The sequence below is a fragment of the Nitrospira moscoviensis genome, from assembly GCF_001273775.1.
Taxonomy (GTDB): domain Bacteria; phylum Nitrospirota; class Nitrospiria; order Nitrospirales; family Nitrospiraceae; genus Nitrospira_D; species Nitrospira_D moscoviensis.
The window spans coordinates 2,236,088-2,261,828 of sequence record NZ_CP011801.1; the positions used below are offsets into that span (position 1 = coordinate 2,236,088).

Annotated in this window: 27 protein-coding genes and 1 tRNA gene; 15 read left to right on the forward strand and 13 right to left on the reverse strand. The window is 62.2% G+C overall.

Features of this window, described 5'->3' with window-relative positions; all coding sequences use genetic code 11:
• Positions 1-19: 19 nt before the first annotated feature.
• From NITMOv2_RS11120 to NITMOv2_RS11135, 4 genes are all read right to left on the reverse strand, one after another.
• Positions 20-3,097 carry an efflux RND transporter permease subunit gene (locus NITMOv2_RS11120; protein ID WP_053379929.1) on the reverse strand — a complete coding sequence of 1,026 codons (3,078 nt, stop codon included), beginning with the start codon at positions 3,095-3,097 and terminating at the stop codon, positions 20-22.
• Between the two features lie 47 nt (positions 3,098-3,144).
• A complete protein-coding gene (locus NITMOv2_RS11125) occupies positions 3,145-4,356 on the reverse strand; it encodes an efflux RND transporter periplasmic adaptor subunit (protein ID WP_238590515.1) in 1,212 nt (403 codons plus the stop codon).
• Positions 4,353-5,681, reverse strand: a complete 1,329-nt coding sequence (locus NITMOv2_RS11130; RefSeq protein ID WP_083447944.1) for a TolC family protein — start codon at positions 5,679-5,681, stop codon at positions 4,353-4,355. Before NITMOv2_RS11130 ends, NITMOv2_RS11125 begins: the two co-directional genes overlap by 4 nt.
• A 171-nt stretch (positions 5,682-5,852) precedes the next feature.
• Positions 5,853-6,155 (reverse strand): hypothetical protein, encoded by a 303-nt coding sequence (locus NITMOv2_RS11135; RefSeq protein WP_053379932.1) that lies wholly within the window; start codon positions 6,153-6,155, stop codon positions 5,853-5,855.
• Between the two features lie 113 nt (positions 6,156-6,268).
• Here NITMOv2_RS11135 and glgC point away from each other — a divergent pair, with 113 nt between their 5' ends.
• The 3 genes from glgC (at position 6,269) to NITMOv2_RS11150 (ending at position 10,485) form a co-directional block, all read left to right on the forward strand.
• A complete protein-coding gene (glgC, locus tag NITMOv2_RS11140) occupies positions 6,269-7,507 on the forward strand; it encodes a glucose-1-phosphate adenylyltransferase (RefSeq protein WP_053379933.1) in 1,239 nt (412 codons plus the stop codon).
• Entirely contained in the window at positions 7,482-9,341 is a 1,860-nt protein-coding gene (locus tag NITMOv2_RS11145) for a helicase-related protein (protein ID WP_053379934.1), read from the forward strand. Before glgC ends, NITMOv2_RS11145 begins: the two co-directional genes overlap by 26 nt.
• A gap of 82 nt (positions 9,342-9,423) precedes the next feature.
• Entirely contained in the window at positions 9,424-10,485 is a 1,062-nt protein-coding gene (locus NITMOv2_RS11150; RefSeq protein WP_053379935.1) for a DEAD/DEAH box helicase, read from the forward strand.
• Here the strand turns inward: NITMOv2_RS11150 and NITMOv2_RS11155 are convergent.
• Together NITMOv2_RS11155 and NITMOv2_RS11160 are read right to left on the reverse strand one after the other, a co-directional pair.
• Positions 10,482-11,474, reverse strand: coding sequence for a hypothetical protein (locus tag NITMOv2_RS11155; protein WP_145976282.1), 993 nt, complete (start codon positions 11,472-11,474; stop codon positions 10,482-10,484). The genes NITMOv2_RS11150 and NITMOv2_RS11155 overlap by 4 nt on opposite strands.
• Before the next feature lie 20 nt (positions 11,475-11,494).
• A complete protein-coding gene (locus NITMOv2_RS11160; protein ID WP_145976283.1) occupies positions 11,495-11,758 on the reverse strand; it encodes a hypothetical protein in 264 nt (87 codons plus the stop codon).
• A gap of 373 nt (positions 11,759-12,131) precedes the next feature.
• On the opposite strand from NITMOv2_RS11160, the gene NITMOv2_RS11165 reads away from it, so the two are divergent.
• Together NITMOv2_RS11165 and NITMOv2_RS11170 are read left to right on the forward strand one after the other, a co-directional pair.
• Positions 12,132-14,057: a beta strand repeat-containing protein gene (locus tag NITMOv2_RS11165; protein ID WP_053379938.1), complete on the forward strand. Its 1,926-nt coding sequence runs from the start codon at positions 12,132-12,134 to the stop codon at positions 14,055-14,057.
• A 202-nt stretch (positions 14,058-14,259) separates the two neighbouring features.
• Positions 14,260-14,335, forward strand: a tRNA-Arg gene (locus NITMOv2_RS11170).
• Positions 14,336-14,789: 454 nt separating this feature from the next.
• On the opposite strand, the gene NITMOv2_RS24235 is transcribed toward NITMOv2_RS11170, so the two are convergent.
• The 4 genes from NITMOv2_RS24235 to NITMOv2_RS11190 all read right to left on the reverse strand — a co-directional run bounded on the left by NITMOv2_RS24235 (position 14,790) and on the right by NITMOv2_RS11190 (position 17,407).
• The gene (locus NITMOv2_RS24235; RefSeq protein WP_202967356.1) at positions 14,790-14,954 is read right to left on the reverse strand and encodes a DsrE family protein; all 165 of its coding nucleotides are present in this window, start codon (positions 14,952-14,954) and stop codon (positions 14,790-14,792) included.
• Positions 14,955-15,111: 157 nt separating this feature from the next.
• A complete protein-coding gene (locus tag NITMOv2_RS11180; protein WP_202967357.1) occupies positions 15,112-15,954 on the reverse strand; it encodes a sterol desaturase family protein in 843 nt (280 codons plus the stop codon).
• Positions 15,955-16,118: 164 nt separating this feature from the next.
• A complete protein-coding gene (locus NITMOv2_RS11185; protein WP_053379940.1) occupies positions 16,119-16,511 on the reverse strand; it encodes a nuclear transport factor 2 family protein in 393 nt (130 codons plus the stop codon).
• An 80-nt stretch (positions 16,512-16,591) separates the two neighbouring features.
• Entirely contained in the window at positions 16,592-17,407 is an 816-nt protein-coding gene (locus NITMOv2_RS11190; protein ID WP_053379941.1) for a hypothetical protein, read from the reverse strand.
• Between the two features lie 172 nt (positions 17,408-17,579).
• Here NITMOv2_RS11190 and NITMOv2_RS11195 point away from each other — a divergent pair, with 172 nt between their 5' ends.
• The 7 genes from NITMOv2_RS11195 to NITMOv2_RS11225 all read left to right on the forward strand — a co-directional run bounded on the left by NITMOv2_RS11195 (position 17,580) and on the right by NITMOv2_RS11225 (position 21,757).
• Positions 17,580-18,236 carry a PspA/IM30 family protein gene (locus NITMOv2_RS11195; RefSeq protein WP_053379942.1) on the forward strand — a complete coding sequence of 219 codons (657 nt, stop codon included), beginning with the start codon at positions 17,580-17,582 and terminating at the stop codon, positions 18,234-18,236.
• A gap of 20 nt (positions 18,237-18,256) precedes the next feature.
• Complete coding sequence (locus NITMOv2_RS11200) at positions 18,257-19,522, forward strand: hypothetical protein (protein WP_053379943.1); 1,266 nt, start codon at positions 18,257-18,259, stop codon at positions 19,520-19,522.
• A 125-nt stretch (positions 19,523-19,647) separates the two neighbouring features.
• Complete coding sequence (locus tag NITMOv2_RS11205) at positions 19,648-19,875, forward strand: hypothetical protein (RefSeq protein ID WP_053379944.1); 228 nt, start codon at positions 19,648-19,650, stop codon at positions 19,873-19,875.
• Positions 19,876-19,920: 45 nt separating this feature from the next.
• Positions 19,921-20,706, forward strand: coding sequence for an SAM hydrolase/SAM-dependent halogenase family protein (locus NITMOv2_RS11210; protein ID WP_053379945.1), 786 nt, complete (start codon positions 19,921-19,923; stop codon positions 20,704-20,706).
• Between the two features lie 63 nt (positions 20,707-20,769).
• On the forward strand, positions 20,770-21,051 hold the full coding sequence (locus NITMOv2_RS11215; RefSeq protein WP_053379946.1) for a hypothetical protein: 282 nt from the start codon (positions 20,770-20,772) through the stop codon (positions 21,049-21,051).
• A 99-nt stretch (positions 21,052-21,150) separates the two neighbouring features.
• Positions 21,151-21,456 (forward strand): hypothetical protein, encoded by a 306-nt coding sequence (locus NITMOv2_RS11220; RefSeq protein ID WP_053379947.1) that lies wholly within the window; start codon positions 21,151-21,153, stop codon positions 21,454-21,456.
• 76 nt (positions 21,457-21,532) lie between these two features.
• Positions 21,533-21,757: a hypothetical protein gene (locus NITMOv2_RS11225; protein ID WP_053379948.1), complete on the forward strand. Its 225-nt coding sequence runs from the start codon at positions 21,533-21,535 to the stop codon at positions 21,755-21,757.
• A gap of 28 nt (positions 21,758-21,785) precedes the next feature.
• Here the strand turns inward: NITMOv2_RS11225 and NITMOv2_RS11230 are convergent, their stop codons facing one another.
• A complete protein-coding gene (locus NITMOv2_RS11230; RefSeq protein ID WP_053379949.1) occupies positions 21,786-23,126 on the reverse strand; it encodes an ArsB/NhaD family transporter in 1,341 nt (446 codons plus the stop codon).
• A gap of 68 nt (positions 23,127-23,194) precedes the next feature.
• Here NITMOv2_RS11230 and NITMOv2_RS24675 point away from each other — a divergent pair, with 68 nt between their 5' ends.
• Entirely contained in the window at positions 23,195-23,329 is a 135-nt protein-coding gene (locus NITMOv2_RS24675) for a hypothetical protein (protein WP_274519520.1), read from the forward strand.
• Here NITMOv2_RS24675 and NITMOv2_RS11240 read toward each other — a convergent pair.
• Together NITMOv2_RS11240 and NITMOv2_RS11245 are read right to left on the reverse strand one after the other, a co-directional pair.
• A complete protein-coding gene (locus NITMOv2_RS11240; protein WP_202967358.1) occupies positions 23,326-23,865 on the reverse strand; it encodes an FKBP-type peptidyl-prolyl cis-trans isomerase in 540 nt (179 codons plus the stop codon). The genes NITMOv2_RS24675 and NITMOv2_RS11240 overlap by 4 nt on opposite strands.
• 108 nt (positions 23,866-23,973) lie before the next feature.
• Complete coding sequence (locus NITMOv2_RS11245; protein WP_053379951.1) at positions 23,974-24,546, reverse strand: YcbK family protein; 573 nt, start codon at positions 24,544-24,546, stop codon at positions 23,974-23,976.
• A gap of 202 nt (positions 24,547-24,748) precedes the next feature.
• Here NITMOv2_RS11245 and NITMOv2_RS11250 point away from each other — a divergent pair, with 202 nt between their 5' ends.
• Positions 24,749-25,111 (forward strand): response regulator, encoded by a 363-nt coding sequence (locus NITMOv2_RS11250; protein ID WP_053379952.1) that lies wholly within the window; start codon positions 24,749-24,751, stop codon positions 25,109-25,111.
• A 171-nt stretch (positions 25,112-25,282) separates the two neighbouring features.
• Positions 25,283-25,627, forward strand: coding sequence for a PilZ domain-containing protein (locus NITMOv2_RS11255; protein WP_083447946.1), 345 nt, complete (start codon positions 25,283-25,285; stop codon positions 25,625-25,627).
• The last annotated feature ends 114 nt before the right edge of the window (positions 25,628-25,741 follow it).

Below are 25,741 nucleotides of genomic sequence, written 5' to 3' on the forward strand. Positions count from 1 at the left end.
CTTTTCTGCAATCAACTTCTCATTCCTCCCGTTCTTCATCCACGTCATGGCGGTGCACGATCTCATACAACACCGGCAAGACCACCAGAATCAAGAAGGCCGCGGTCAACATCCCGCCGACGACCACGCGGGCCAGCGGCTTCTGGGCCTGCGACCCGATGCCGGTGGCCAACGCCGCCGGCAGCAGCCCGATGGCCGCGGCCAACGTCGCCATGAGAATCGGCCGCATCTGCACGTCGGCGCCGCGCAAGACCGCTTCGCGAAGGTCCAAACCCGTCCGGCGGAACTCTTCGATGCGCGAAATGAGCAGCACGCCGCCGAGGATTGCCACGCCGAGCGTGGAGATCACGCCCACCGCCGCCGAGATACTGAAGTGCGTCTGGGTGGCCGCCAGGGACAGCACACCGCCCACCAGGGCGAAGGGCACCGTCACCAGCACCAGCAGCGCGTTCTTGAGCGAATCGAACGTCGTATACAGCAGGAAGAGGATGATGACCAGGCTCACCGGCACCACCTTCGCCAACCGCTGCTGCTCGTCCTTGAGTTGATCATACTGCCCGGCCCACTCCATGCGATAGCGTTCCGGCAAGGTCACCTGGGCGCCGAGTTTGGCCTGCGCCTCCTCGACGGTGCTTTGCAGATCCCGGTCGCGCACGCTGAATTTGATGGGGATGTAGCGTTCGTTGTTTTCCCGATAGATGATGAACGCGCCGGTTTGCGTCGTGATGGTGGCGAGCTGCTTCAGCGGAATTCGCGCGCCTTCCGGCGTACTGACCAGGATGTTGCCGATCGATTCGACATCCTGCCGGTACTCGGGGAGGAACCGCACCACGAGATCGAACAACCGCTCGCCCTCGTAGACCTGCGTCACCGCCTGGCCGCCGACGGCCGCCTGCACGACCGCGTTGACGTCGGCCACCTGAAGACCGTAGCGGGCGCTGGCTTCCCGGTCCACCTGGATCAGCAAATTGGGCTGCCCGACCAGCCGGAAGATGCCGAGATCCTTCACGCCGCGGATGCCTTTCATGACGCCTTCAATCTCGACCGCTTTGGCCTCCATCGTCTTGAGATCCGTGCCGAAGAGCTTGATGCTGTTCTCGCCCTTCACGCCCGACATGGCTTCCTCGACGTTGTCCTGGATGACCTGCGAGAAGTTGAAAATCACCCCGGGAATGCTCCTGAGGCGGGTTTCGATCTCTTCGATCAAATCGTCCTTGGACAAGTGTGTGCGCCATTCGGACTGCGGTTTCAGATTCGCCAGGAACTCGGCGTTGAAAAAGCTCGTCGGATCCGTGCCGTCGTCGGGACGCCCCAACTGCGACACGATCGTGTCGATTTCGGGCGACTCGCGAAAGATGCGCCGGATGTCGGTGGTGAGGCGGTCGGCCTGGTCGAACGAGATGTCGACCGGCATCGTGGCCCGCACCCACAGGTTGCCTTCTTCCAACGCCGGCATGAATTCGCCCCCCACGAATTGCAGCAGAAGGAACGTCAGGACCAACAGGCCGGCGGCGAACCCTACCACGGCGGTGCGATGGTTCAGCGCCCACGTCACCAGCGCACGGTACAGGCTCCGGATGACGCGGACGACCACCGTATCGGTCTCGCTGATCGGGCCGCGGAGGAGGAACGAACAGAGCACCGGGGCGAGCGTGAAGGCCATGAGCAGCGCGCCGACCAAGGCGAAGCCGTAGGTGATCGACATCGGCGCGAAGATCTTTCCCGGCACGCCGGTCATGGTGAACAGCGGAATGAACGCCACGACGATGATGGCGGTGGAATAGAAAATCGGCTGGCCGACCTGCCGCGCGGCGCGCACGATCTGCTGGTGAATCGTCAAGCCGTGCGTCTTGCCGTGCGCCAGGTGGTAAAAAATGCTCTCCACCATGATCAGCGTCGCATCGACGATGATGCCGAAGTCGATCGCGCCGAGCGAAATCAGATTCGCCGACTGTCCGATCAACACCATCATCGTAAAGGTGAAGAGCAACGACAGGGGAATCGTCAGGGCCACGATGAGAGCCGCCCGCAAATGCCCGAGGAACACGAAGAGAATGACGAACACCAGCACCATCCCGCTGATGAGAATGTCCGTGACGGTTTCCACCGTCGTGTGGATCAGCGCCGTGCGGTCGTAAAACGTCTTGATTTTGACGCCGGACGGCAGCTTCCATCCGTTCAGATCGGCCACCTTGGCGCGCACCCGGTCCAACACGGGCAAGGCCTTGTAGCCGCGCTGCAGGAGCACCACCCCTTCCACCACGTCGTCGCGGTCGTCGATACCGACCTTGCCGAGCCGCACGCGATGGCCCACGGCCACCTTGCCGAGCGTCTTGACGAAGATCGGCGTCCCTTCCTTCTCCGTCACCATCACGTTTTCGATGTCTTCCAGGCGGTTGATCAGTCCAAGACCCCGGATGTTGTAGCTCTGCGCGCCCACGGTCAGGTAGTTGCCCCCCACGTTGGCGTTGCTGTTGGCCAGGGCGGTCATGACCTGGGAAAGGCTGACTCCGTAGCTGATCAGCTTTCCGGGATCGATGTCGACGTGGTACTCTTTGGTGGTTCCGCCGAATGTCGTCACGTCGATCACGCCCGGCACGCGTTTGAACTCGCGCCGCACCTGCCAGTCCTGAATGGTCTTCAAGTCCGTGAGGCTCGCGTCGGGAGGGCCGGTCAGTTCGTAGCGGTAAATCTCGGCGATCGCCCACCAGGGCGACAACGTCGGCTGCGCCCCGGGCGGCAGCGTGACCGACAGCAAGCGATTGAGGACTTCCTGCCGGTCCCGAAAAATATCCGTATCGAAGTTGAAGTAAATCTTGATGTCGCTGAGCCCGAAGATCGACAGCGAGCGGATATCGGTCAAGCCGGGCATGCCGTTGAGCGCCACCTCGATGGGGATGGTGATCTGCCGTTCGATTTCCTCCGCAGACCACCCGGGATACTGGGTGATCAATTCGACCATCGGAGGGGACGGATCGGGATAGGCGACGATGTCGAGGAGATGAAAGGCGTAGAGTCCGCCGAACAGCAGGACAAAGCCGAGCGTGAGGACGAAGAACCGTTGGACCAGCGAAAACTCGACGATGCGCGCGATCATCGAGTGCGGATGTCCGACCGGTGCGGGGAAACCACGAGCGCGACCAATTACGTTCCTTTCACTTCTTGGCCCTTGATGAGCACGGCGCCCTTCGTCACGATTCGCTGCCCGCGCGTCAGCCCTTCCACCACCCGGACCTGGTCCGGCGAAATGTTGCTGACTTTGACTTCGCGTTTCACGTACCGGTCCTGATCCTCGACGACGTACACGAACTGCTTGCCGTCGACTTCGAGCACCGCTTCCCGCGGCACGGCGATGAACTGCGCCGCGTCGCCCACTTCCAGATGCAGCCGGGCGAACATTTCCGGCTTCAGCTTGTGCGCCTCGTTATTGACCCAGGCCCGGACTTTGATCGTCCGCGTGGCGGGATCCACCACGTCGCCGATGGCCGCCACCGTGGCGGGGAAATCCATACCCGGATAGGCCTCCACGTTCACCACCGCGAACTGCCCTTCTTTCACCAAGGCCAAATCCCGCTCGTAGAGATCGGCCAGCACTTGCAGCATGTCCAGATCGGCCACGGTAAAGAGGACTTGAGACGAATCGCCGCCGACCGACTGGCCGGGCGTGACGGCGCGCTCGACGACGATGCCCGTCAACGGGCTTTTCATTTCAAAACGCGACGTGATCTTTTGCTTGTCGAGCGGCTTGTTCAGCTCCTCCGGCGGGACCCGCAGGGACAGCAGGCGCTCTTTCGCCCGCCGGAACTCGGCCCGGGCTTTGACCAACTCGTTCTCCGCCTGCTTCAGATCTTTGAGCGGCATCGCCTTGTTCTCGTAGAGGTCCTTGGCGAGCTCGTGGGCCCTGGTGGCATATTGCAGCTCGGAATCCTCCTTCACGTATTCGGAGTAGGCCTGGGCGATATCGGGACTGTCGACGACCAGAAGAATGTCCCCGGCTTTGACGCGATCGCCCAAGTGCACCCGCACTTCCACGACACGCCCCTGGACCGGGGAGGAGATCCGCGAGTACCGGTCTTCGCCGTAGGCCACTTTTCCGGACAGCGTCAGCGCCTGGTGGGACGGGCTGAAATCGACGACGGTGGTTTCGACGCGCGGGTGGGTGTCGGGCTCCGCCGGAGCCTTCTTCGCCGTCGTCGGGGTGGCGGCGTCGAGGCGGGGCGGCTGCTCGCCGCGCCCGCAGGCGGCTACAACGAGGAAGGTTGAGGCGAAGGTCACGATTGAGCCGAAGCCCAATGCGGCGAGGAGCCGGCCGGCGCCCTTCATCGCACCCTCAACCTGAACCTCAGCCTGCCTCACGACGCAATCTCCTGTCCGACGGCGCTCTCCAATTGAATCACATTCCGCTGGTAACTAAACAGCGCCTCGATGAAATTCTGTTGTATCGTCCGGGAGGTGCGGGCGGCGTCCAGCAGGTCGAGAATCGTGGCGCCGCCCCGTTCATAGGCGCGCTCCACGATCGTCAAGGTGGAGCGGGCGTCGTCCAAAACGCCCCCGAGAAACGCTTCCACCAGCCGGCGGCTCTGAATCAGGTTTCGATAGGCGATATCCACCTGATTCTCTACCTGGTTCAAGGTTCGGTTCAGGTCGGCCTCCGCGGTGCGCACCGCGACCTCCGCCTGCATGATACCGCCTTGATTGCGATTGAACAATGGCAACGGCACGCCTACGTTGAGGGCGGCTTGCTGCGGGTTGTCGGGACCTTGAGGTCCCTGAATGGCATACCCGGCTCCGACGGTCACATCGGGAATCCGATACGCCTTGGCCAGTTTGAGGTCGGCCTCCCGCTGCGAATAGACCAGCCGCTTGACCCGTACATCGGGACGGGCGTCGAGCGCCACGGTCCGCAAGCGGGCGATGTCGGGATCCACACGCTTGTAATCCAACTCGGTGGTGAGCTCCAGGTGCACGGCGGGAGAGAGCCGCAGCAGCTGGCGCAGATCGGCGCGGGCCGTCTCGGCTTCCTGGATGAACTGAATGACTTGCGACTGGAAATCGATGAACTGGAGGCGGATCCGGATCAGGTCGATTTCGGCGATATACCCTTTCTTGAATCGGATGGTGTTGACTTCGAGAATCCGCGAAAAGCGGTCGCGATTTTCCTCCGCCAGGACCAGGCGCCGCTGCGCCAACTGGATGCGATAGTAGGCGTCCTTGACGGTCAAGCCGAGTTGGCGGATCGCGTCCTCAAACGCCGCTTCCGCCGACTGCGCGCCGAATCCGGCGCTTTCGATGCGGTAGCCGCGTTTGCCGGCCGTTTCGAACAATTGCTGGACCTGCGTGAAGAGCTGTCCGCTGTTTGAGATGGTGCGGCCCTGTGTGAAGGAGCTGATCGTCCCGACGGCGAGCACCGGGTTGGGGAACAGGGCGGCGGTGATCCGCTGGCCCGCGGCATAGTCGATGCCGTACTTGGTAATGACGAGATCGAGGTTGTTCCGGAGAAAGAGCCCGACCGCCTCGTCCAAGCTCAATCGGAGCGCCTGAGCCGCCGGCGCGGGAGCAGGTTTACTCGGCGTCTCCCCTCCCGCAGCCGACGCGCACGGAATACGATTCGGAAGTCCGTCACAGAGAAGAAGGACGAGGAGGAGCGCCGCGACTACAGATCCCTGGTGGAACGTGCTCACATCCCTCTCGTCTGCGGTGAGGTGCGACGCAGTGCCGGTGCACGAACGGCGCCATTATACTGGGTTTACCGGGACTTGGAAACATCCTCACGGAATCGGCGCCGGTCGGCTTCGAAAAATCCGAATGATGCGGCGGTGCGGGGGGAGATGTCTCCTCACCGAGAGACGCGGTCAATTATCGAAGCCGACTTTCGAGTTGGCTTCCCGGAGATGCTTGCGGACACGGACCTTCTCATGGTGCTTCCGGAGCAATTGCCGGCGGATGACGTCGCGATCCTCCGCGACGATGCGCACGAGGCGGTCGACGTCTTCGGCGTGCTCGCGCACGAGCTCCGACAGTTTTTGGAGCTGCCCTTCCAACCGCTCCAGGCGCCACACCATGTCGGCCAACGAGGCGGCGGATCGATTCGCCGGCCGGGCGGCCGGCTTGCTGTTGCGGCGCGGGAGCGCCGCGACGATGACATCTCGCTTCATGCTGCTTCCCTTTCTCGTGGGTGACATGGCGGCTAGTATCGTCCGCGTCGGCGGGGAAGTCAACGTTTCCACTTCCTTTCTATTTGGTACGGCTCCTGCTAAAATTCGCGTCCATGAAGAGCATTTTTACGATGGTGCTGGCCGGCGGCAAAGGCGAGCGGCTGTATCCCCTCACCGATCAGCGCGCCAAACCGGCCGTGCCCTTCGGCGGCAAATACCGGATCATCGACTTCACGCTCAGCAATTGTCTGAACTCGGGGCTCCGCAAGGTCGCCGTGCTGATTCAGTACAAGTCGCACTCGCTGGACCGCCATATCCGGGTGGGCTGGGACATCCTGAACGCCGAGCTGGGGGAATACATCGCCTCCGTCCCGCCGCAGCAGCGTATCAGCGAAGATTGGTACCGCGGCACGGCCGACGCCGTCTATCAAAACATGTTCCTCATCGACGGCGAGCAGCCCGAGTTTCTCCTGATTCTCGCCGGCGACCACATTTATAAGATGAATTACGCCGAGATGTACCATTGGCTCCTCGCCAAGAGCGCCGACGCCGTGGTCGGCGCCATCGATATCCCGATTCAGGACGCCCACCGCTTCGGGATCGTGAGCGTGGACGAGGACTACCGGATTACGCAGTTCACCGAAAAGCCCGCGGTCCCGGATTGCATTCCCGGCGATCCGGCGCACGCATTCGTGTCGATGGGCATCTATCTGTTTCGGACGAAGGTGATCCGCGAGCACCTGATCGAAGACGCCCGCGAAGGCACGGCCCACGACTTCGGCAAGAACATCATTCCCCGCATGATCAAAGACAGCCGCGTCTACGCCTTCAAATTTCAGGACGCCAACAAGAAAGCCGTGCAGTATTGGCGGGACATCGGCACGCTGGACGCCTATTGGGAAGCCAACATGGATCTCGTGGCCGTCGACCCGCAATTCAATCTGTACGACGGCAACTGGCCGATCCGGACCTATCAAGGCCAATATCCGCCGGCCAAGTTCGTCTTCGCGCAGGACTACCAGGGGGGCCGCATGGGCGTCGCGCTGGACTCCATCGTCTGCGGCGGGTGCATCGTGTCCGGAGGCCGGGTCCAGAACTCCGTGCTCTCGCCCAACGTCCGGGTGCAGGACCATGCCGACGTGCGGGAATCGATTCTCATGGAAAACGTCGTCATCGGCGAGCACGCCCGCATCCGCCGGGCCATCATCGACAAGGACGTCGTCATCCCGCCCCATACGGAAATCGGCTACAACCGGGATGCCGACGCGCAACGGTTCACGGTCACGGAGTCCGGGCTCGTCGTGATTTCAAAGGGAATGAAACTGCATGCCGCCGTCGATTCATCCGGTTGACCTCGTCGCCGCGCTCCGTCAGAAGCACCTGACCCCCGCCATCGTGTTTTTGACGTCGCGCCGCGCCTGCGACGAGGCGATGGACTCCTTCGATCACGCCGACGTCGTGCTCCCGCCGGCCCGCCAGGACCAGATCGCCGCCGCGCTGGAGCGCGTCATCGCGCAATTCCCCAGCATCGCCGAACACCCGCTGATCGACACGGTGAAACGCATCGGCGTCGCCGCGCACCATGCCGGCCACCTGCCGTCCTGGAAGATCGCGGTGGAAGAGCTCATGCGGCAAGGCTGCCTCGACGCCGTCTTCGCGACCACCACGCTGGCCGCGGGGGTGGATTTTCCCGCCCGCACCGTCGTCATTACGCAGTCGAGCATCCGCAAATCGCGCGACTTCACCGACCTCACGATCGGCGAAGTGCAGCAGATCGCCGGCCGGGCCGGCCGGCGCGGGAAAGATCAAGTCGGCTTCGCCATCATCACGCCCTCTCCCTACATCGATTTGGGCGTGCTGACCAAAGGCCTGACCGGGCACCCCGAAGCCATCGACAGCCAATTCACCATCACCTACCCGATGGTGTTGAATCTGCTCAAAGCGCATCCCCACGAACAAATTCAAGCGATCCTGGCCAAGAGCTTCGCGCAATTCCAGTTGAACCAGCGGGCCGAGCTGCTGGAGCGCAAGCTGGATGACATCCATGCGCAGCTCGAACCGTATGGACCGCGCGTCTGCACGGATTGGATCACGCAGTGGCAGACCTTCGACCAGGCCCGCCGGCAAAAATCCCCGCGCCATCAAATCCGGCGCGAGGAGGCACCGGAAGTCTCGGCGCGGTTCCATTTTCTGACGCCGGGCCGGGTGGTGGGACTCACGCGCGGCCGGGGCATCGTGCTGCGTCAATATCGCAGCAAGGGGCAAAAAAATCCGATGGTCACTGTGTTGCGGCCGGACGGCGCCGTCACGGAATGTCCGGCGACCACCGTGACCGATGTGTTCGACCGTGTCTTCGATTGCGAGGAAACGTCGACCTATCCCTGGTGTACGGCGGAGTCGTTCGACGCACTGTCGCATCAGCTCACGGAGTTGCCGGGACGTCTGCCGGTCCTGCCGATTCTGGTATCGAAGGACGCGGAACCGCTGCCCGATGCCATCGTGCAATCCCTCGGCGATTTTCCCTGTCCGACCTGTCCGTCCCGCCCCGCCTGCCAGAAGGACTTCGCCCTGGCGTCGCGGCTCCGGCAGGAGCAACAGCGGCATATGAAATCCATTCAGGCGCTCAGGACGAGTTTGTGGCATCGGTTTCAGGAGCGGGTGGAAGTGCTCCAGCAGTTCGGCTATTTGACCCCGCACGGCCAGCTGACCGCGGAAGGCGAATGGGCCAGGCTGATCCGCATCGACCACTCCCTCTTGATCACCGAGCTGATTCGCGCCGAGGCGTTTTCCGGCGCGGACCCGGCCGTCTTGACCGGCGTGATGGCCAGCATCGCGCACGACGACGACCGGCCCGGCGCCTTTCCGCGCATCAGCACGGGGCTCAGCTCGCTGCTGGGGCAGGTGCGGAAACTGGCGGAGAGCTTGTCGCCCTACGAAGATCCGCCGCTGCTGCGCGGCGACGTGGCGGCCTTGGCCGAGCGGTGGATCGCCGAGCCGGCGCTGACCTGGATCGGCCTCTGTCGGCTGACCACCATGGCGGAGGGCGATATCTACCGGCTGCTCGCCAGGACGCTGGAGTTCTTGTCGCAGATCCACACCCTCAAAGCGACGCACCCGAGCCTGGCCGAATCGGCCGCGAAAGCCATCGCCCTCATCCGCCGAGGCGTGCTCGAAGAGTTACCGTGATGAGTGATGAGAAGGCACGGTCAACAAAAGATAAGACCTCCATACCGTTCACGCATCACCCATCACCGATCACCGGAGTTCTATGACCACCGACGAACTTGAACAATTGCTCGCCCAGCAGCCGGTCGCGGTGCTGCACCGGCTGGCGCGCGGGCGCGTGCACCGGCATTTCAGGGCCGGAAAGCGGCGACTGATCGAGCTGCTGCTGCAACATTCCAGTCAGAACCGCGCCGGGCTCGAGTCCGATCTGCAGGCTCTGATCGAAGACCGGCGGTCGCGGGCCCAGCCGCCCGCCCCTGCCGTACAGCCGGCTCGCCGCCACGGCGGACCTCCGCCGCGCAGACCGCCAGGGAGACCGGCGGAGCCGGAGACGGGACCGGCGGTCTCGCTCGCGGCGTGGCTGGAGGGCCTGGGCGTGCCGGAAGCGCAACCGTTCGTGCCGGATCCTTGGCAAGTCGAAGCGCTGGAAGCCTTGAACGAAACGGATGTCGTCGTCAGCGTGCCGACAGGCAGCGGAAAAACCTATGTGGCGGTGGAAGCCGCGCGCCGCGCGATGGAGGACAATCGCACGGTCATCTACACGTCGCCGCTGAAAGCCTTGTCCAACACCAAGTACACCGAGTTCTCGCGCATCTTCGGCGCCGAGCGCGTCGGCATCCTGACCGGCGATCGGCAGGACAACGGCCAGGCGCCCTTGCTCATCATGACGACGGAGATTCTGCGGAACCTGCTCTACGACGCCGCCAGCGGTGAGATCGACGTGCGGCTGGATACGCTGGGATTGGTCATTCTGGACGAATCGCAATACATCGCGGACCCCGAGCGCGGCGTCGTCTGGGAAGAGACGATCATCTTCTGCCCGTCCCAGGCCAAGCTGCTGCTCCTCTCCGCCTCCATCGGCAATCCGCAGGACATCGCCGACTGGCTGACCTCCATCCGCCCCACGGCCTGCCAACTCGTCCGGCACAGCCAGCGCACGGTGCCGCTGCGCGCCGGCTATCTGCATCCGAACGGCAAGCTCATCCCGCTCTTCAAAACCGCCGGCATCCCCTACGGCCATCCGAACCAGCTCCACCCCGAAGCCCGGCGGCTCTTCGCGGAATACGAAGATGAGACGCTGCCCTCCGGGCGGCCGAGACGCTAGAAGAATGCTGTGAGGCCAACCGTGGCCCCGTGGCGGAAGGTTTGAAATTCAGTAAGGGGAGCGGTTTCTGAAGAACCACTCACCGGGTGGTTTTCCCATCCGCCGGCGTAAGTCCGATTCCACCAGATCCGATAGCCGCCAGTCAGCGCAACATGTCTCGTGAACATAATCTTCAGGCCTGCTTCCGCATTCGCACTGACACCGACTCCCCACATTGTGAAACTAGGATCTTTGAGTGCGTCTTGCGCCGACACTTGACCAACTTGCCTCAAATGGTGAGTGTCTTCGTTATAGACAACGCTCACCGGACTCACAGCCACTTTTCCTTGCACACTGAGGCGCCGAGTCAGCCAATATTCGGTGTCCACGCCCACACGCACCGGAGTGATCCAGTGCGTTGTATTGGTAATGGCCAACTGTCCTTGATTTGAGGTCGTCCCAGCCGGATTACAGGCGACGCCGAACCCGGATGAGCTGCATTCGATCTGCCGCACGCTCCTCGCTTCGTACTTTGTCCTCCAGTATTGAAACCCACCGAACAGATCTAGGTATCCCCGATTGCCCGCATACTCAACTATCCGCCGACCGGCATCGAGATTCACATACCACGTGCCGTGCCCCGTCACGTCGCTATGAGTTCGCGACCATAGCCGTTGTCCGCCGACGGCCGTATAGTCGTCATCGATCAAGACACCCCGATCGAAATCAACGGAAAAACCCACGTCGCCACGCACAAACCAGCGACGCGATAAGTGGACCTTGGCGGACAGCTCTACGATATGGGTATCGTTGTCTTTATACGTCAGTTTGGATGTGGGATTCCCTAGCCTCGAATCCAGCCCTGATGCATCGTGGCTCCACTTCGTTTCTCCGCTGGTGAACATCCAGGAACGGAGCGATAGTTCCACCCGCGGTTTCTTCTCACGCTGCGCCTCACCGATTTCTTCTGCGAGACACGGAACCGCCCCCACAGTACACAGTGCCACCATCGTGCAGAGAACCCACCTTCTCATCGCCTCACGCCTCCCCGTTGGATCACGACGGTGTCGAAGCAGCGGTCGGACGTTTCCGGCATCGCGCGTTGGCAGGCGGCCCGGATGTCCTCTTCGGCGAATTTCCGTTGGAGGAACGCCGACAGCCAGACGAACCACGATCCGATCAAGAGCGCCAACACCGTCCCCGCGATCCACGGCCAGACCGACGCCCACAGACGACGGTTGGCATCCGGCATGGCCGGTGATTCCGCCTTCTCGACCGCTCTCAGATTCTGCATGCCGACTTCCATAGCGCGATATTCCGTAAGGCCAAGCTGACAATCGGCTCGATTCTACAGGAGCCGTCTCCGGCCGGATAGAAAAAATCGCCGATCCGATCGCCCACACAGCCCTGCGCGTCCGAGCGCGCCGGGCGATCACTTCACACATCGTTTACACCGGCCTTACATCGCGCTTACTCGTTGCGAGAGACGTCTTTGCAGGCGCGTGCCTACGAGTGTACGAGCGCGGCCATGCAGGCATCCGCCGACAATCCGCGATGATTGACACGAATGTGCCCGGTTTGTGTGTAGGGAGTTTCGTTGCCGCCATCGGCACAGGGGTTGCTCCACCGGCGCGCTTGTCGACCATCACACCACCAAGGAGTTTGACATGGCGCACACGCGGATCACGCCGACGACTGACAAGACGCTCTCGCTTCCTCGGCGCAGCCTCTTGCTGGCGCTCGGTCTTGCGCTCATAGGCGGCCTCGTCGCGCCGATGAACGCCCTGGCCCTCCAGTTAAGCCCTTCGTCACTAAATTTTTCGGCCACGCAGGGCGGTGGCGCGCCGTCGTCGCAAACCTTGACATTCTGGAAAAACAGCCAAGCCTCGCGTAGCTGGACGACCACCGCGCGCGTACCGTGGCTCTCGGCCAGCCCATCCTCCGGATCGCTCACGACAGAACGGGATCAAGTGCACGTGATGGTCAACCCCGCAGGGTTGGCTCCAGGAGCTTACTCGTCCAGTCTCATCATCACGACCACCGGCGCAGACGGCACCATACGCAAGACCGCGGTTCCCGTCAGTCTAACCGTCACCTCCGGCTCAAGCGGCGGCTTCACCATCACACCTCCGAGTTTGTCCTACACGGGCACGGTGAACGGGCCCAACCAGGTGGCCGGCGTGGTTGTGACCAATACCGGCTCGAGCCCTCTGACCGTCACCTGGCACGACAACATCGGCTGGCTGATCGCCACGTCCGGCGATACGGTCACCATGCCGCCCGGGGGCAGCGCGACGATCTCGCACACCGCCTCACCGAGCTTGTGGGGCGTCGGGACCTTCACCGGCGTGGCCACCATTACCGGGGGAGGAGTGACCAAACACGTGCCGGTCACGATGACGGTCACAAAGGGAAGCACGACTCCGTCGATCGGGCTCAGTCCTGCGAGCTTGGCCTACAGCGGCACCGTCGGCGGCGCCAATCCGGCGCCGCAGGTCATCAACGTCTCCAATTCCGGAGGCGGGACACTCACGTGGACGGCGACCGACAACGCCGCCTGGCTGACCGTCACTCCGGCAACCGGCACGAACAGCGGCACGCTGACCGCGTCAGTCAATCTCAGCGGACTGGCGGCCGGCACGTACCATGCGGCGGTCACCATCAGCGGTTCGGGGGTTACCGCCAAAACGGTGCCCGTGACGCTGACGGTCTCGGCGGCCGCCGCCCCCGCCATTGGCCTGAATCCGACGAGTCTGTCCTTCAGCGGCACGGTGGGAGGGGCCAATCCGGCGGCAAAGAGTATCGGCATCTCGAACGCCGGTGGGGGCACGCTGACCTGGACGGCGAGCGACAATGCCGCATGGCTGACACTCAGTCCGACGTCCGGCACGAACAGCGGGACCGTCAGCGCCTCGGTGAACCTGAGCGGACTTGCGGCGGGGACCTATAACGCCGCGGTGACGATCAGCGCGACCGGCGCCGCCGCCAAAACGGTGCCCGTCACGCTGACTGTGAACGCTCCCACGACCTCGCCGTCCATCGGATTCAGTCCCACGAGCCTGACGTTTTCAGCTACGGCCGGCGGCTCGAATCCGGCCGGCAAATCGTTCATCATTACCAATCCCGGCGGCGGCACCCTCACCTGGTCCATCAGCGACAACGCCGCCTGGTTGAGCGTGACACCGACATCCGGCACGACGACCACCGAGACCGATACGCTCACCGCGTCGGTGAATCTGAGCGGTCTGGCGGTCGGGACCTACAACGGCACGATTACGATCACAGCCGCCGGCGCTTCCAACAGTCCGCGGACCATCCCGGTGACACTCACCGTGTCCGCGGCAACGGCGGGAGGAACGGCGACCTTGTCGTGGAATGCGAACGGCGAATCGGATCTCGGGGGCTACAAGATTTACCGGGCCACGGCATCCGGCGCCTACGGCGCGCCGATCGCCACCCTGAGCAAGACGACCACGAGCTATGTGGTGACGGGTCTGCAAGCCGGCACGACGTATTTCTTCGTGATTACGGCCTACGATTCGGCGGGCCACGAAAGTGTGTTCTCGAACGAAGTGAGCAAGAGCATCTTCTAGCTGATCCACGCGGGCCCTCGGAACCGGCGCTCACGCCGGTGTCCGGGGGCCTCCCCTTGACCCCCTCTCCCCGAGAACTGTATAACGTGCTGCTATCCAGCCGGTGCTGAGAAGCTCCTGCTGAGGCAGAAGGTCCTCGCTGACCAGTTGGGAGCCCTTCTTCAACTCAGCACTAAGCCCTCAGAACTCACGATTCTTCACTGCGCCCGTAGCTCAATGGATAGAGCACCAGACTACGGATCTGGGGGTTACAGGTTCAAGTCCTGTCGGGCGCGCCACTGCTCTTCCGTTAAGGCCGAACTGACCCTTTAAAGCTAGCGGTACGATCCCTCTATGTCTACTCCCATGCACCTGTACACAGACATCGCCAGACGGTATGGCAACGTCGATCCCCACGACCAGGCCGCGGTCCGCAAGTTCTTTAGGCACACACTGCTGACTAAGCCGGACTCGGTTCGAGAAGAAATCTTCAACGAACTTCTATCCCGTGATGGAGAAGCGGCTCCTAAAGAAGACAACTCCTTGCGCACAGGCGAACTTTCGCCGGGTTCAGGCCCCAGGCTAAAGATGACTGTTTAGCGTCGGACTGAACGGATCTGCTACGATTTGACGGATCGCCTGACTGAAGGTCCATAATTGGCTAGGAGGGGTGTCATGCGAGCACGACGGAAGTGTTCAGCGGAGTACAAACGAGAAGCGGTGGCCGTGTTCGAGTTTTGGGATGAAGTCTCTTCAAAACGTCAGGACTTTGTCGGCCTCCACCACCGATTGCGCGAGCCCGCTCACGGTTCCGACTTCGACGCCCTCCACTAGTTTCAGTTCTTGGAGACCCCTCGCCTCGGCGCACGTGCCGCAGGCATGGACCGCGCCTTTCTTGCTCACCACCGCCTTCAGCATGCGCTCGATGTTAGTAGCCGTTTGGTGTCGTCCGATTGGGAAGGGCGGCCGTGACGGCATCCGCCATCAGAAAGATCCGCACTTCCGCTCCGGCATGCTCCTGCTGAAGCTTCATCGCGAGCCGGAGGGCGTTGTAGCTCTTCTCCGAGCCGTTGCGTCACCTCGCCTGCTCTGAGGACGTCTTGTTCTTTCGAATGAGGGGATATCTTCCTAACGTCCCCTGGAAGGGCAACAGAAGGGACCCCATGAGCGTCAGCCGTCGAGGCTCGCGAAACTGTTCCAACCCCATGACCATCCCCGTTTGTCCGTCTTTGGGCTCAGGGCGATACGTGCCAAACAGACGATCCCACCAGGGCAGATTAAAGCCGAAATTCGAATTGGTCTCGTTCGGAAGGATCGAATGGTGAATGCGATGCATGTCCGGCGTGACCAGAAACCATCGAAGAGCTCTGTCCAGAGCAGGCGGCAACCAGACGTTACTGTGGTTAAACATGGAGGTGGCATTCAAGAGCACCTCGAAGGCGAGGACGGCAGCCGGAGCCGGCCCAATCACTAGGACCGCGCCCAGTTTAATCCCCATGGAGAGGACGACTTCTACCGGGTGGAATCGAAGGCCGGTGGTGACGTCACAATCCAAATCGGCGTGATGCATCATATGGAAGCGCCAGAAGAGAGGAACGGCGTGGAACATCACATGTTGCCCATACAGGACAACATCCAACGCCACGATTGCCAGGAGGAACTCCAGCCAGCTCGGTCCACTGAGCTGATTGAGAACGCCCCAGCCTCGCTCGGCCGCCAGCAGGCTGGCGCCCACCGCTCCGGCGGCGAACAGGGCGCGAATCAGGAGGGCATCCAAGACCACGATAGAAAGATTGGCGGTCCAGCGGCCCACTTTCGGCCTCGACAACGCCCGTCGCGGGAACAGCAGCTCCCACGCGCTCATCAGCGCCAGCACTCCGACGAATACCGACAAGCGGATCGCGACATCCAGATTCACAAGCAGTCTCCCTGGCCTGGTTCGATGGCCTCGCTTCGTGCTGTACCGCCGGCGCTTCCTCTCAGGCCCTATTCCCGGCGCGATCCGGAATTCATTCCTCTACCGTCGCAACGACGAGGGCGGGTCGAGCTCAAGGATTGGAGAGATCAACCAAGTTCGGGCGCTTACCGGCGAAGCTGAGCGAGAACTGCCGCACTGTCCCAGTAGGCCCACAATGCTGTAATCAGGCCGGCCTCGTTAAACTCGAAGACGTCGATACCTACAACCTCGACCGGTTTTCCGTTCTTCCCGATCGCTTTGCCCCGAAACTCCACCGCCGCCCGGTTCCCCGCAGTATGAATCGTGTCGGCCTCGATCCGCACTTCTTGGAGCGCGTTCGCTATACCGGTAAAGAATTTCCGCAACGCTTCCGCCCCTTGATGAGGCGTGCTGCCGTAGGGGTCATACACGCTGGCGTCGGCAGCGAACGCGGCGACGTAGGCAGACGGATCGAGACTCGTCCAAGCGGCAAAATACCGATTGGCGGCATCTCGCATGTGCTCGTGAGAGAGTGGCATGGCTATTCGCTCCTTGGATTTCACGTCATTCGCAACTCGCCAATCCTTCGGCAGCACCTTTTAGAAGCATACCCTCTACCTCACGGTCGAGTCGCGGCGCGATTCAGCTCGGTGACCTGGCGCCGCAGGTGGACCAGCAACTGCTTCAACGGTCCGAAGATTCTCCCCGCACGCTTCCCGGAGCCCACTTCCATTTCCCAGATCCAATCTTCGTCCGGAGTCTCTCTGAACAACTCCCTCATGGGTTTCTGGTGGTTTAACTGATAGGGCACCTTCTCATAGATCTCCTCGAGGATCTCGGCCGGCGCCCTCCCGTTGACCTTTCCGTGTCTCACGATGTCGGCGGTTTTGGAGCAGTCATCGATGCGGAGATCGAGTTTCGCAATCTCCTGATCCAGCAACCGCTCCTGGCGCTCGACGTACCGCCGAAGATCGAGCCACTGGCGAATCTCGAGCTTCATGGCATCCGTATACAGCACCCCGGCGTTCACAATGAGCGTTTCGATGCGATCGCGATAGCTCTCGAGAAAATAGTGGACAAAAAAGAATTCCTCGATGGGCCACCAATGAGAACGATGCACCAAGTGAGACAGATGCTCCATAAGGCCGACCCGTGTCAATTGATAGCGGGGCGGCTTCTCTCTTCCCACCTGTCTCGCCAGCCCTTCGTTCATCATGGTCGCGAGATAGCGGGCGATCTGGGTGTTTTCCACGCTCAACGTCGGACCGTCCAACGTGGATTGCAGCCAATTGGAAAATAATTCAATCAGAAACCGGAGGTCTTTTTGTCGGAATCCCTGCTTGCCAAACCGGGCATGCGCCCCGATCGCCGCCGCATAAAACAGGATTTGATGGCGGGCGAGATACGTCTTTTTGGTGCGCTTCTTCGCACTCATGACAGTGTCACAAGATATCACCTTAGCCAAACCCTAGAAAGCACATGCGGGATTGGCGCGCTCGGCGGTCGCACGCCTTCGCGCCATGACACTGTCACGAGACAGCGCCTCCACGCTCGTCTCGGTCGAGCTAGACTCGGCGCCAGACAGTCACTTTCACCAGGAGGCTCACATGCGACTCTTCAAGCGACTCAATGCCACGATCCAATCCAACTTCAACGCGTTTCTCGACCAGATCGAAAACCACGAGGCCTTGGTGACCGAAGCGATGCACGAGGTCAAAACAGCTGCGGCGCAAGCCGGCGCCCGACTCGCCAGGCTGCAACAGGACGAAGACAAATTGGCCGCCCGCTTGAACGAGCTGCGCAAAGAGATCACGCAATGGAAGGAGCGCGCCGTCCAAGCCGGGACAGCGGATGAAGCGCGGGCGCTGGAATGTGTGCGGCGGATGGCGCGGGCCACGAGCGAAGAAGCGTCGACCGAGGCGCAATTGAACAACGCGCGCGAGCTGCGAGCACGGCTCGTCGAGGACCTTCGCGGCATTCAAGGCAAACTGGACGAACTGCAGCGGAAAAAGCACGCCCTCGCCACGCGCCAATTTCGTGCGGAAGCCATGAAAGCCATTCAATCCGACGGAGCCAGCGCGTTGGACGAGATCACCGGCATCTTTGATCGCTGGGAGACGCGGGTGACCGAGGCCGAGGGGTACGTGGCGGGACCTGCCCTCCTCACGGACGGCTTCGAGCAGGCGTACCGGCACAAAGAGGATCAGGAAGCGCTCCGGACGACGCTCCAAGCCCTGCTCGCGGAATCGAAAACGTCGGCGTAACACCCAAACGGAGGAAGATCATGGAACGCTGGATGGATATCCAAAAACTCGGACAGCTCTTACGCTGGATGGGATCCCTGTTGCTCCTGGGCGCCAGCGCCAGTTTCATGCTGGAAGGCTGGCAGGACTTCGGTTCAGAGCTCCGGTACTTCCTCTTTTTGAGCTATGTGCTCGGCTTGGCCGGCTTGGGGATCGTGCTGGGCTGGCGCGTCCGGGAGGACAAAGGCGCCCGAACTCTCTTAGGGCTTGCCGTTGTCGGCATCGCAGCCCAGTATTCCCAACTCGGGGCCATGATCCACTCCTTGGTGTCCGGCGAACAGGGCACCCTGCCCGATTCGCTGCTATTTGATGTCACCAACTGGGCCACCGTGGCCGTCAATGCCGCGGCGATCCTTGCGCTCGCCCCCGTCGCCTATCTGGGATTTTCGGCACTCAACCGGCCGCACGCGCTCCGTCTCACAGCGATGTATCTGTTCGCGTGCAGCACGCTCCTCATCCCTGTTCGACAGGGTCTCCCCCTGGCGGGCATCTTCATCGGCGCGGCACTGCTCGTCCTGTGGTTCGATTCCCGCTTTCTGGCCGGGACGACCACCGGAGGGACTGCTGAAGGAATGGCCAGCCGCCTTCTGTTGCTTGTCCCGGTCGGCATCCTGGTCGCCCGGTCGGCCTTCTATCCGCAGACTCCGCTCTTTGTAGGAGTCACCACAATCTCGGCCGGCTTGGTGTGCTTCGAAATGCTGCCGAAGTTGGTAAAAGATGACGCGGCGCGAGTGCGGGTGCAGGTCTTCGCAACCGCGCCAATCATCGCAGGTTGGTGTGTCATCACGTTCCAATACCTCCCGACCGTGTTTCGTGCGCTTCCTCCTCTCTGGACGTGGCTCCCGCTCAGCCTGATATTGACCGGCCTCTCGTTTCGAGCGTCCGGGGGAGCCCGGCTGTATCGCAACGCGGCAGCCTCTGTTGCGGTGCTCGCCGTGATGGGTCAACTCGCCGCCCAGGCCACGATCTTCACGTCATTCTTTTGTCTGGCGTTCTCCATTGCGATGGTCGTGGCGGGATTCCACTATCAGGAGCGTATCGTTTTCACGGCGGGGATCGCCGCCACAATCCTGTCCCTCGGCTATCACCTGCGGTTCGCCGCACAGCTCTATGCCTACAGTCCCTGGGGACTGCTTGCCGGCCTGGGGCTGCTCATTCTGGTGTCCGCCTCCTACATGGAGAAGCACGCGACACGACTGTTTGGCCGCCTCGTGCTCCTTCGGCAAGAGATGAAAGGCTGGCGGTAGCGAATCAGGGAGCGGCGGACCTTCCACTGGTCCGCCGCTCCTCGCCGCTCTCTCCTCTCGACCATTACCTTTGACTAGGAATTCCCCCGCTATCCCGGCGGTCGCCGACTATCCTACAATCCCCTATGGCCTTGAACCACCTGGCGCCCAAGCTGTACCGCGTGCGCGTGTTGGCGTTGCATTGTGTGAGTCTGGGAGCCGAGACGGAGCCCCTCCTGCGAATGCTCGTCCGGGTGCGGCACCACCTCAGAATGGAACAGCCGCGTGAGGCGGAGCGGCTCCTTGATGTCCTGCTGGCTCGGCTTCGACGCGCCGATGTCGCCTCGACGGTGCGACGAGACTCGGCGGCCTGAGCGCCGTGACTGCCGCGTTCGGCTGAGGGACGTATGAGGTGAGCCGTGCTGGTGCACATCGTCGCCGATTATGGACCGGGTGACTTGGCGTTCGCCGAAGTGGCACAGCGCATCAAGCTGCACCTGCCGGACGCCGAGCTTGTGCCCGTGTCGGTGCCCGCCTTTTCGACGTTGGCCGCTGGTTTCTGCATCGCTCAGCTGGGCCTCCATGCCGCCCCGCCCGGCACGTTGATCTACCACAACGTGGCGCCGCGCGAGGACGATCCGACGGCCCGGGCAGGGAACGCGGGAGAACGGTTGGCCTACGCGCGGCTGCCGACCGGCGTGCGGGTGATCGGCGTGAATGCCGGCTATGCCATGTCCTTCATCAAGGACGAGGCCGAAAAGCTGCGCTGGGCGGCGTCCCCGGCGGAAGGCAGCCAGTTCCGTTCGAGGGATGTCTTTCCTCAGGCAGCCGCCGCGATCGCGTTGGGACTGCCCGCCGCCTTGGGTGACGAGATCGCCGCTCGCACCGTGCCGGAGCCGCCCTCGTCGGTGATCGCCTATATCGACGGCTATGGCAACCTCAAGACCACCATCGCCTACGACGCCAAGAAAGTCCGGCCGGGGAAGCGCATCGGCCTGCGGATCGGCGATCGCCGGCATGAGGCGACGGTCAGTGACGGCGCGTTTGCCGTTCGCCACGGAGAATTGGCCTTTGCACCCGGCAGCAGCGGCTGGCCCACACGCCGCGGCGGCGACGTACAGTGGATGGAGATTTTCTTGCGCGGCGGCAATGCGTGGCACCTCTTCGGAGGACCGGCGATCGGCTCACCCGTGGCACTCCACTGATTCGGGAGTCTCCCCCTCTACCCCTTGTCCTCCTCATTTGGCATAATGCGCTCCGTTCCGGCCATGGCGTCCACGACTTCCCACCTGTCCGAATCCACGAGGCTGAGCCAGGCCTGGCAACAGCTCACGGCGGAAGCCCAAGCGGAGATCGAACGCAGGGCGAAGGCCAACGGTTTGCCCTTGATCGAGCAGCTGCGCTTGAGCCTCCCCGCCATGCTCGACGCCTCCGTCTCGATGCCGGAGGCGCCACCGGAGGCCCGGGCAGTGCCGCCGACCATGCGCGAACTGATGCAGGCGCTTGAGGAGTTGATCGCGCTCATGAAACGGCCACCCGGCGCGCCGTAGTCGATCACCCGGCGCCGCATCGACCAGGCGGTCTTCGGCTGTTGACTTCGCGGCCCCTCCTTTCTACACTGTCGCCGCTTTGGGCACGTGAGGAGAGTGATGGCTCCGCTGCGCTCGACTTCGATTCCTCCGGTCTCGACTCTTTTCCACGTCCTGCTGTGCTTCGTCGTCCTCATGCAGATGCTCGGCGCGCCGCTGTCACTGTGGCAGCCCGACGTTCCGAGTGATCTCGTGAAAGCCTCGCTGCTCGAAGGCTTCTCGCTCATCCCAAGTCGCTGCACGGTTCCGCCGACGATCGCGCTGTACCGGTCGCTCGAGCGTTTCATGACGCGGCCGTCGGTGCTGCTCGGTGACAGTCCTTTTCGTCCACCTCTTCCGTATCATCCCCCGATGTCCCTCGCCTGAGCCTTACGAGCGTCCGGGTCCGCTTGCCTGAGGCCTCGCGGCGCAGATCGACGTGCATGTCTCAATGGAGGGTGTGATGGCCGGTCTTCACTTCGTGTTCAGTTGCGCGGTCTGCCGGAAAATCCGAGACGATCACTGGGACGGGGCCAACGAGCAAGCTTGGTGCAGCCTGGTCGACTTCCTCAGGCGCCATCAGACGCATGCGGAGGACGTCATCCTGTCGGAATGTTACTGCCCGGACTGTACGCTTTCCTACGACCGCTTGATGCGTTACGGTCAAGCGCAGCTCGACTTCATGTGATGGGCAGGGCAGTTTCAGAAGACGCCGGTCAGCGCAGGAACAAGAGCCACATATAGAGCGAGCTCAAGAATACCGTCCCCAGCATGACCGGAAAGCCGAACCGGAAGAATTGCCAGAACGTAATGGGATAGCCGGCCTTCCGCGCCAAATCCACGATCACCACGTTGGCGCTCGCGCCGATGAGCGTCCCGTTGCCCCCTAAACAGGCTCCCAGGGCCAAGGCCCACCATAGCGGCATGATGTCCGGCTGGTGCACCAGCGTGGCATAATCGGTGATCTCTGGGTGGAGCGACCGCGCCAGATCGACGATCAACGGATTCATCGCGGCCACGTACGGGATATTGTCGACGGCCGAAGATAGCACGGCCGAGCCCCATAGGACGGCGAGCACCGCTCCGGTTTGATTGCCCCGCGTCGCCGTCACCAACTGATCGGCCACCATACTGATGGCGCCGACCTTCACCAGCCCGCCGACCAGAATGAACAAGCCGATGAAGAAGAAAATGGTCTTCCATTCCACTTCGGCCAAATAGGACAGCTCTTCCCCGTTGTGCTTGGCGCCGCGCCCGTGGCCCATCAACATAAAGAGACTCGCGCCGAGCAAGGCGATCGTGGCCGGCTCCTGATGAATCACGGAATGCAGGCAGAAACCCATGTTGACGAGGGCCAGCATCCACAGGCAGCGTCGGAGAAAGGCCCGGTCGCGGACGGCATCCCGTGGGTCCAGCGCCATCACCGCGTCCCGCAAATGGGGAGCCACCCGCATGTGCCGCCCGAAGAGCAGCCAGAGCATGCCGATAAATACGGCCATCATGACGACGACGACGGGGCCGAGGACCACCAGAAAATCCAGATAGCCGAGCTCCGCTTTGCTCGCGATCATGATGTTCGGCGGATCACCGACCAACGTCGCCGTACCGCCGATATTGGACGCCACCGCCTGGACGATCAGGAACGACACGGGGTTCAGCTCCAGCCGTTTGGTGATCGACAGGGTCACGGGCGCCATGAGCAGCACGGTCGTCACATTGTCCAGCATGGCCGACAGCGCCGCCGTGAGCAGCGCGAGCAGGACGAGCAGGCGAAACGGCTTCGCGTCGGCCCGCCGCGCCGCCCAGATCGCCAGCACCTCGAACAGGCCCGTCTCCCGGATGATGTTGATGATCACCATCATGCCGATGAGGAGAAACACCACGTTGTAGTCCACGCCGTATTCGTGGGAATAGAAGGCCTCGTCCTGCGACACGATGCCCAGCCCGATCATCAAGGCCGCGCCGAACAAGGCCACAATGGTCTTGTGGATGCGCTCCGTCATGATGACGAGGTACGCCAGACCGAAGATAAGGAGGGCGAGGGTGAAGGACGACATCAGGGCGTCGGAGGATGCTGTGGCATGGGCGGGGTCACAACGGCATTATCCGGTCGAGCCGGTGCGCAATGCAACGAAAGAACGCGTTGTGGCGGGAAACGGGGGGGCGATCGAGAGACCACGATCTCTTCAACCTCGACGAGGCGGCGTGGGGCACAAGCGACGCCGCCATCGTGCAGCAGTGGAATCGCGGCCTTGTTTAGGAGGGTTTTTTCGCGGCTGGCCTCACATCGAGCACTTTGATGTCGAAGAACAGCGTCTTGCCGGCTAAGGGATGGTTGAAATCGAGTACGATCGTGTCGGGCTTGACCTCCGCCACGCGCGGGAACATGGATTGGCCGTCGGGGCTCTTGGCTTCGAGCTGCGTGCCCACCTTCCAGGCCTGTTCGGGGATCTGGCTCTTCTTCACTTCCTGAAAGGCTTTCGGATCCACTTCGCCGTACCCGTCGGCCGGTTTCACCTCGACATGTTTCTTGTCGCCGATCGCCAGTCCCTCCATCGCCTTTTCCAGCCCCGGCACGATCTCGTGCGCGCCCTGCGTGTAGGTCATCGGCTCCTTGCCCACGTTCGACTCCAAAACCGTTTTCTTATCCAGCGTGAGGGTGTACTCCAACGAGACTTGCTTCCCGTCGGACACCCGTGGCTTGCCGCCCTTGGCCGACTCACCCGCCCATGCTCCCTGCACCAGCAGCCCGAAGGCCAGCGCGCTCATGCCGATCATTCCACCTAAGCGAGTCATCTCATCCTCCCGGGTCGGTTCGTTCAGTTGATGGCATCCAGCAGCCTACCACGACTGGTTCACAGGCGACTACGGGGAACAACACGGGCGAGGAGCACGGGCGGGCGCTTACCAACTGCGGAAGGGACCGCTATCCAAATGCACGAATTTCGAGCGGGGGTAGTAGCCGACTCCGCCGAAGCCGAGTTCGAGCGCCGCTTGCCGTATGACCTTGGGATGGACGCCGGGCATTTGTAGATCGACCGCCTGGCCCTGCATGTGCAGGCTGTTTCTGGCGGCCCGCCGTCCTGTTCGCACGAGCATGGCATTGTATTGTGGGGACCGGAAGCCAGAAATGATATGGATCTCCCGATCGCCGCCCACCCGCTTCTGTACCAAGTTGATATGCTCCAGCACTCGCACGTCGATGGCCGCCACCTCGCCCGTGTAGTGGCAGCGCAGGATATGGTTCACATCGTCCAGGGCGCCGAGATCGTACCGTCCCTGTTCGTCGCGATAGACGACGCCCAAGCGCTCATTGGTCCAGACATTCATGAAGGAGAGCCGGCCTTCCGGCAGAGACTGCGCCCAGCCGATCAAGGGACAGAGCCATCGGCCGCCGAGCCACGCAAGACCCGCGAGCGCGGTCCGCAGAACCGTTCTCCGCGTCCAGATCCCTTGGCCGACAGGAGGGGCGATCACGACAAGTACTCCACGAAGAGGGCTGCAACAGTTCGATGATTTTTTCTCGCAAACCGCCGCGGCTCGGTCAATCTGAAATCTTTCGGCCCCTGTCGGGCCGCGCAGGCATTTGGCGACTCAGGGATTGTCCTCTCGTAATAATTTCTTCCTAGACAGGTAGACACCGGCCAGGTAAGATCGTGAACATTCGTCACAGGTGGATATGGCAACCATCCTCGTCATCGACGACGAACAATCGATCAGAGGCCTGCTCAAGGAAGTGCTGGAAAAGGCGGGGCATCGTGTCCTCGAAGCGGGGGACGGCCGGGAAGGGCTTGCCGTCTATCAGCGGCAGCCGGTCGATCTCGTGATTATGGATCTGCTGATGCCGGATACCGACGGGTTGGAGGCCACGCTTCAGCTGACCCGCGAATATCTCGACGCGAAAATCATCGCCATCACCGGTGCGCAGGGAGATCGCAATTTCCTCGACGTGGCGAAACTCTTCGGCGCCCGCCGTACCTTCGAAAAGCCGTTCGACCTCAATAAGCTGCTGGAAGCGGTCAACGAAGAACTCGCCTCCTAAGCACGCTGTTCAAAAAGCCCGCCAGCTGCGTTCTCGACTCGCATGAATCCTCAACGTACCCCAGAGGGTACGCCTGCGGTCGTGCCGCGTCTGCGGCCTTGCTGACGGACTTTTTGAACAGCGTGCCACCGGCTATCTCAAGCTCCCTCATTGTTCAGCCGAGACAGGACCATGCGCGACACCAGGAAAGACCCCCGCTTCCCCGTGGACTTCGGCAGCAGTTTTTCAGGAGAGCAGGTGGCGGGACGAGGCATGATCGCCAATTTGTCGGTGGGAGGATGCCGACTCGAATCGAACGTGACGCTCGCGCCCGACACTCGGTTGGCCCTCAATATCCGTCTACCGGATTCACGTTGGCCGCTTCAGATCGACCAGGCCGTCGTACGTTGGGCTCGGCACGGCACCGTCGGAGTGGAATTTCAAACCATCAGCCGTACCGAATTGAATCGCCTCCAGCATTTGCTCCAGGACCTTGAGCAGGGCCCGCTGGTGCTCATGCAGCGCACCAAGGCCTAAGCTCAGCGTCGCCCCTCCAGCCGATTCACGTCTTTGATCCGGAGGTTACGTCCCACGGATCACGCGTCCGCTGCTCTAGCGCTTTCGGGTTATGGACAACAACGCCGGCGCGGA

Coding starts and splice junctions, on each gene's coding strand:
- NITMOv2_RS11120 (WP_053379929.1), bottom strand. CDS start 3,097: ATGATCGCGCGCATCGTCGAGTTTTCGCTGGTCCAACGGTTCTTCGTC.
- NITMOv2_RS11135 (WP_053379932.1), bottom strand. CDS start 6,155: ATGAAGCGAGATGTCATCGTCGCGGCGCTCCCGCGCCGCAACAGCAAG.
- glgC (WP_053379933.1), top strand. CDS start 6,269: ATGAAGAGCATTTTTACGATGGTGCTGGCCGGCGGCAAAGGCGAGCGG.
- NITMOv2_RS11145 (WP_053379934.1), top strand. CDS start 7,482: ATGCCGCCGTCGATTCATCCGGTTGACCTCGTCGCCGCGCTCCGTCAG.
- NITMOv2_RS11150 (WP_053379935.1), top strand. CDS start 9,424: ATGACCACCGACGAACTTGAACAATTGCTCGCCCAGCAGCCGGTCGCG.
- NITMOv2_RS11155 (WP_145976282.1), bottom strand. CDS start 11,474: ATGGTGGCACTGTGTACTGTGGGGGCGGTTCCGTGTCTCGCAGAAGAA.
- NITMOv2_RS11160 (WP_145976283.1), bottom strand. CDS start 11,758: ATGCAGAATCTGAGAGCGGTCGAGAAGGCGGAATCACCGGCCATGCCG.
- NITMOv2_RS11165 (WP_053379938.1), top strand. CDS start 12,132: ATGGCGCACACGCGGATCACGCCGACGACTGACAAGACGCTCTCGCTT.
- NITMOv2_RS24235 (WP_202967356.1), bottom strand. CDS start 14,954: ATGCTGAAGGCGGTGGTGAGCAAGAAAGGCGCGGTCCATGCCTGCGGC.
- NITMOv2_RS11185 (WP_053379940.1), bottom strand. CDS start 16,511: ATGCCACTCTCTCACGAGCACATGCGAGATGCCGCCAATCGGTATTTT.
- NITMOv2_RS11190 (WP_053379941.1), bottom strand. CDS start 17,407: ATGAGTGCGAAGAAGCGCACCAAAAAGACGTATCTCGCCCGCCATCAA.
- NITMOv2_RS11195 (WP_053379942.1), top strand. CDS start 17,580: ATGCGACTCTTCAAGCGACTCAATGCCACGATCCAATCCAACTTCAAC.
- NITMOv2_RS11200 (WP_053379943.1), top strand. CDS start 18,257: ATGGAACGCTGGATGGATATCCAAAAACTCGGACAGCTCTTACGCTGG.
- NITMOv2_RS11205 (WP_053379944.1), top strand. CDS start 19,648: ATGGCCTTGAACCACCTGGCGCCCAAGCTGTACCGCGTGCGCGTGTTG.
- NITMOv2_RS11215 (WP_053379946.1), top strand. CDS start 20,770: ATGGCGTCCACGACTTCCCACCTGTCCGAATCCACGAGGCTGAGCCAG.
- NITMOv2_RS11220 (WP_053379947.1), top strand. CDS start 21,151: ATGGCTCCGCTGCGCTCGACTTCGATTCCTCCGGTCTCGACTCTTTTC.
- NITMOv2_RS11225 (WP_053379948.1), top strand. CDS start 21,533: ATGGCCGGTCTTCACTTCGTGTTCAGTTGCGCGGTCTGCCGGAAAATC.
- NITMOv2_RS11230 (WP_053379949.1), bottom strand. CDS start 23,126: ATGTCGTCCTTCACCCTCGCCCTCCTTATCTTCGGTCTGGCGTACCTC.
- NITMOv2_RS24675 (WP_274519520.1), top strand. CDS start 23,195: ATGCAACGAAAGAACGCGTTGTGGCGGGAAACGGGGGGGCGATCGAGA.
- NITMOv2_RS11240 (WP_202967358.1), bottom strand. CDS start 23,865: ATGACTCGCTTAGGTGGAATGATCGGCATGAGCGCGCTGGCCTTCGGG.
- NITMOv2_RS11250 (WP_053379952.1), top strand. CDS start 24,749: ATGGCAACCATCCTCGTCATCGACGACGAACAATCGATCAGAGGCCTG.
- NITMOv2_RS11255 (WP_083447946.1), top strand. CDS start 25,283: ATGCGCGACACCAGGAAAGACCCCCGCTTCCCCGTGGACTTCGGCAGC.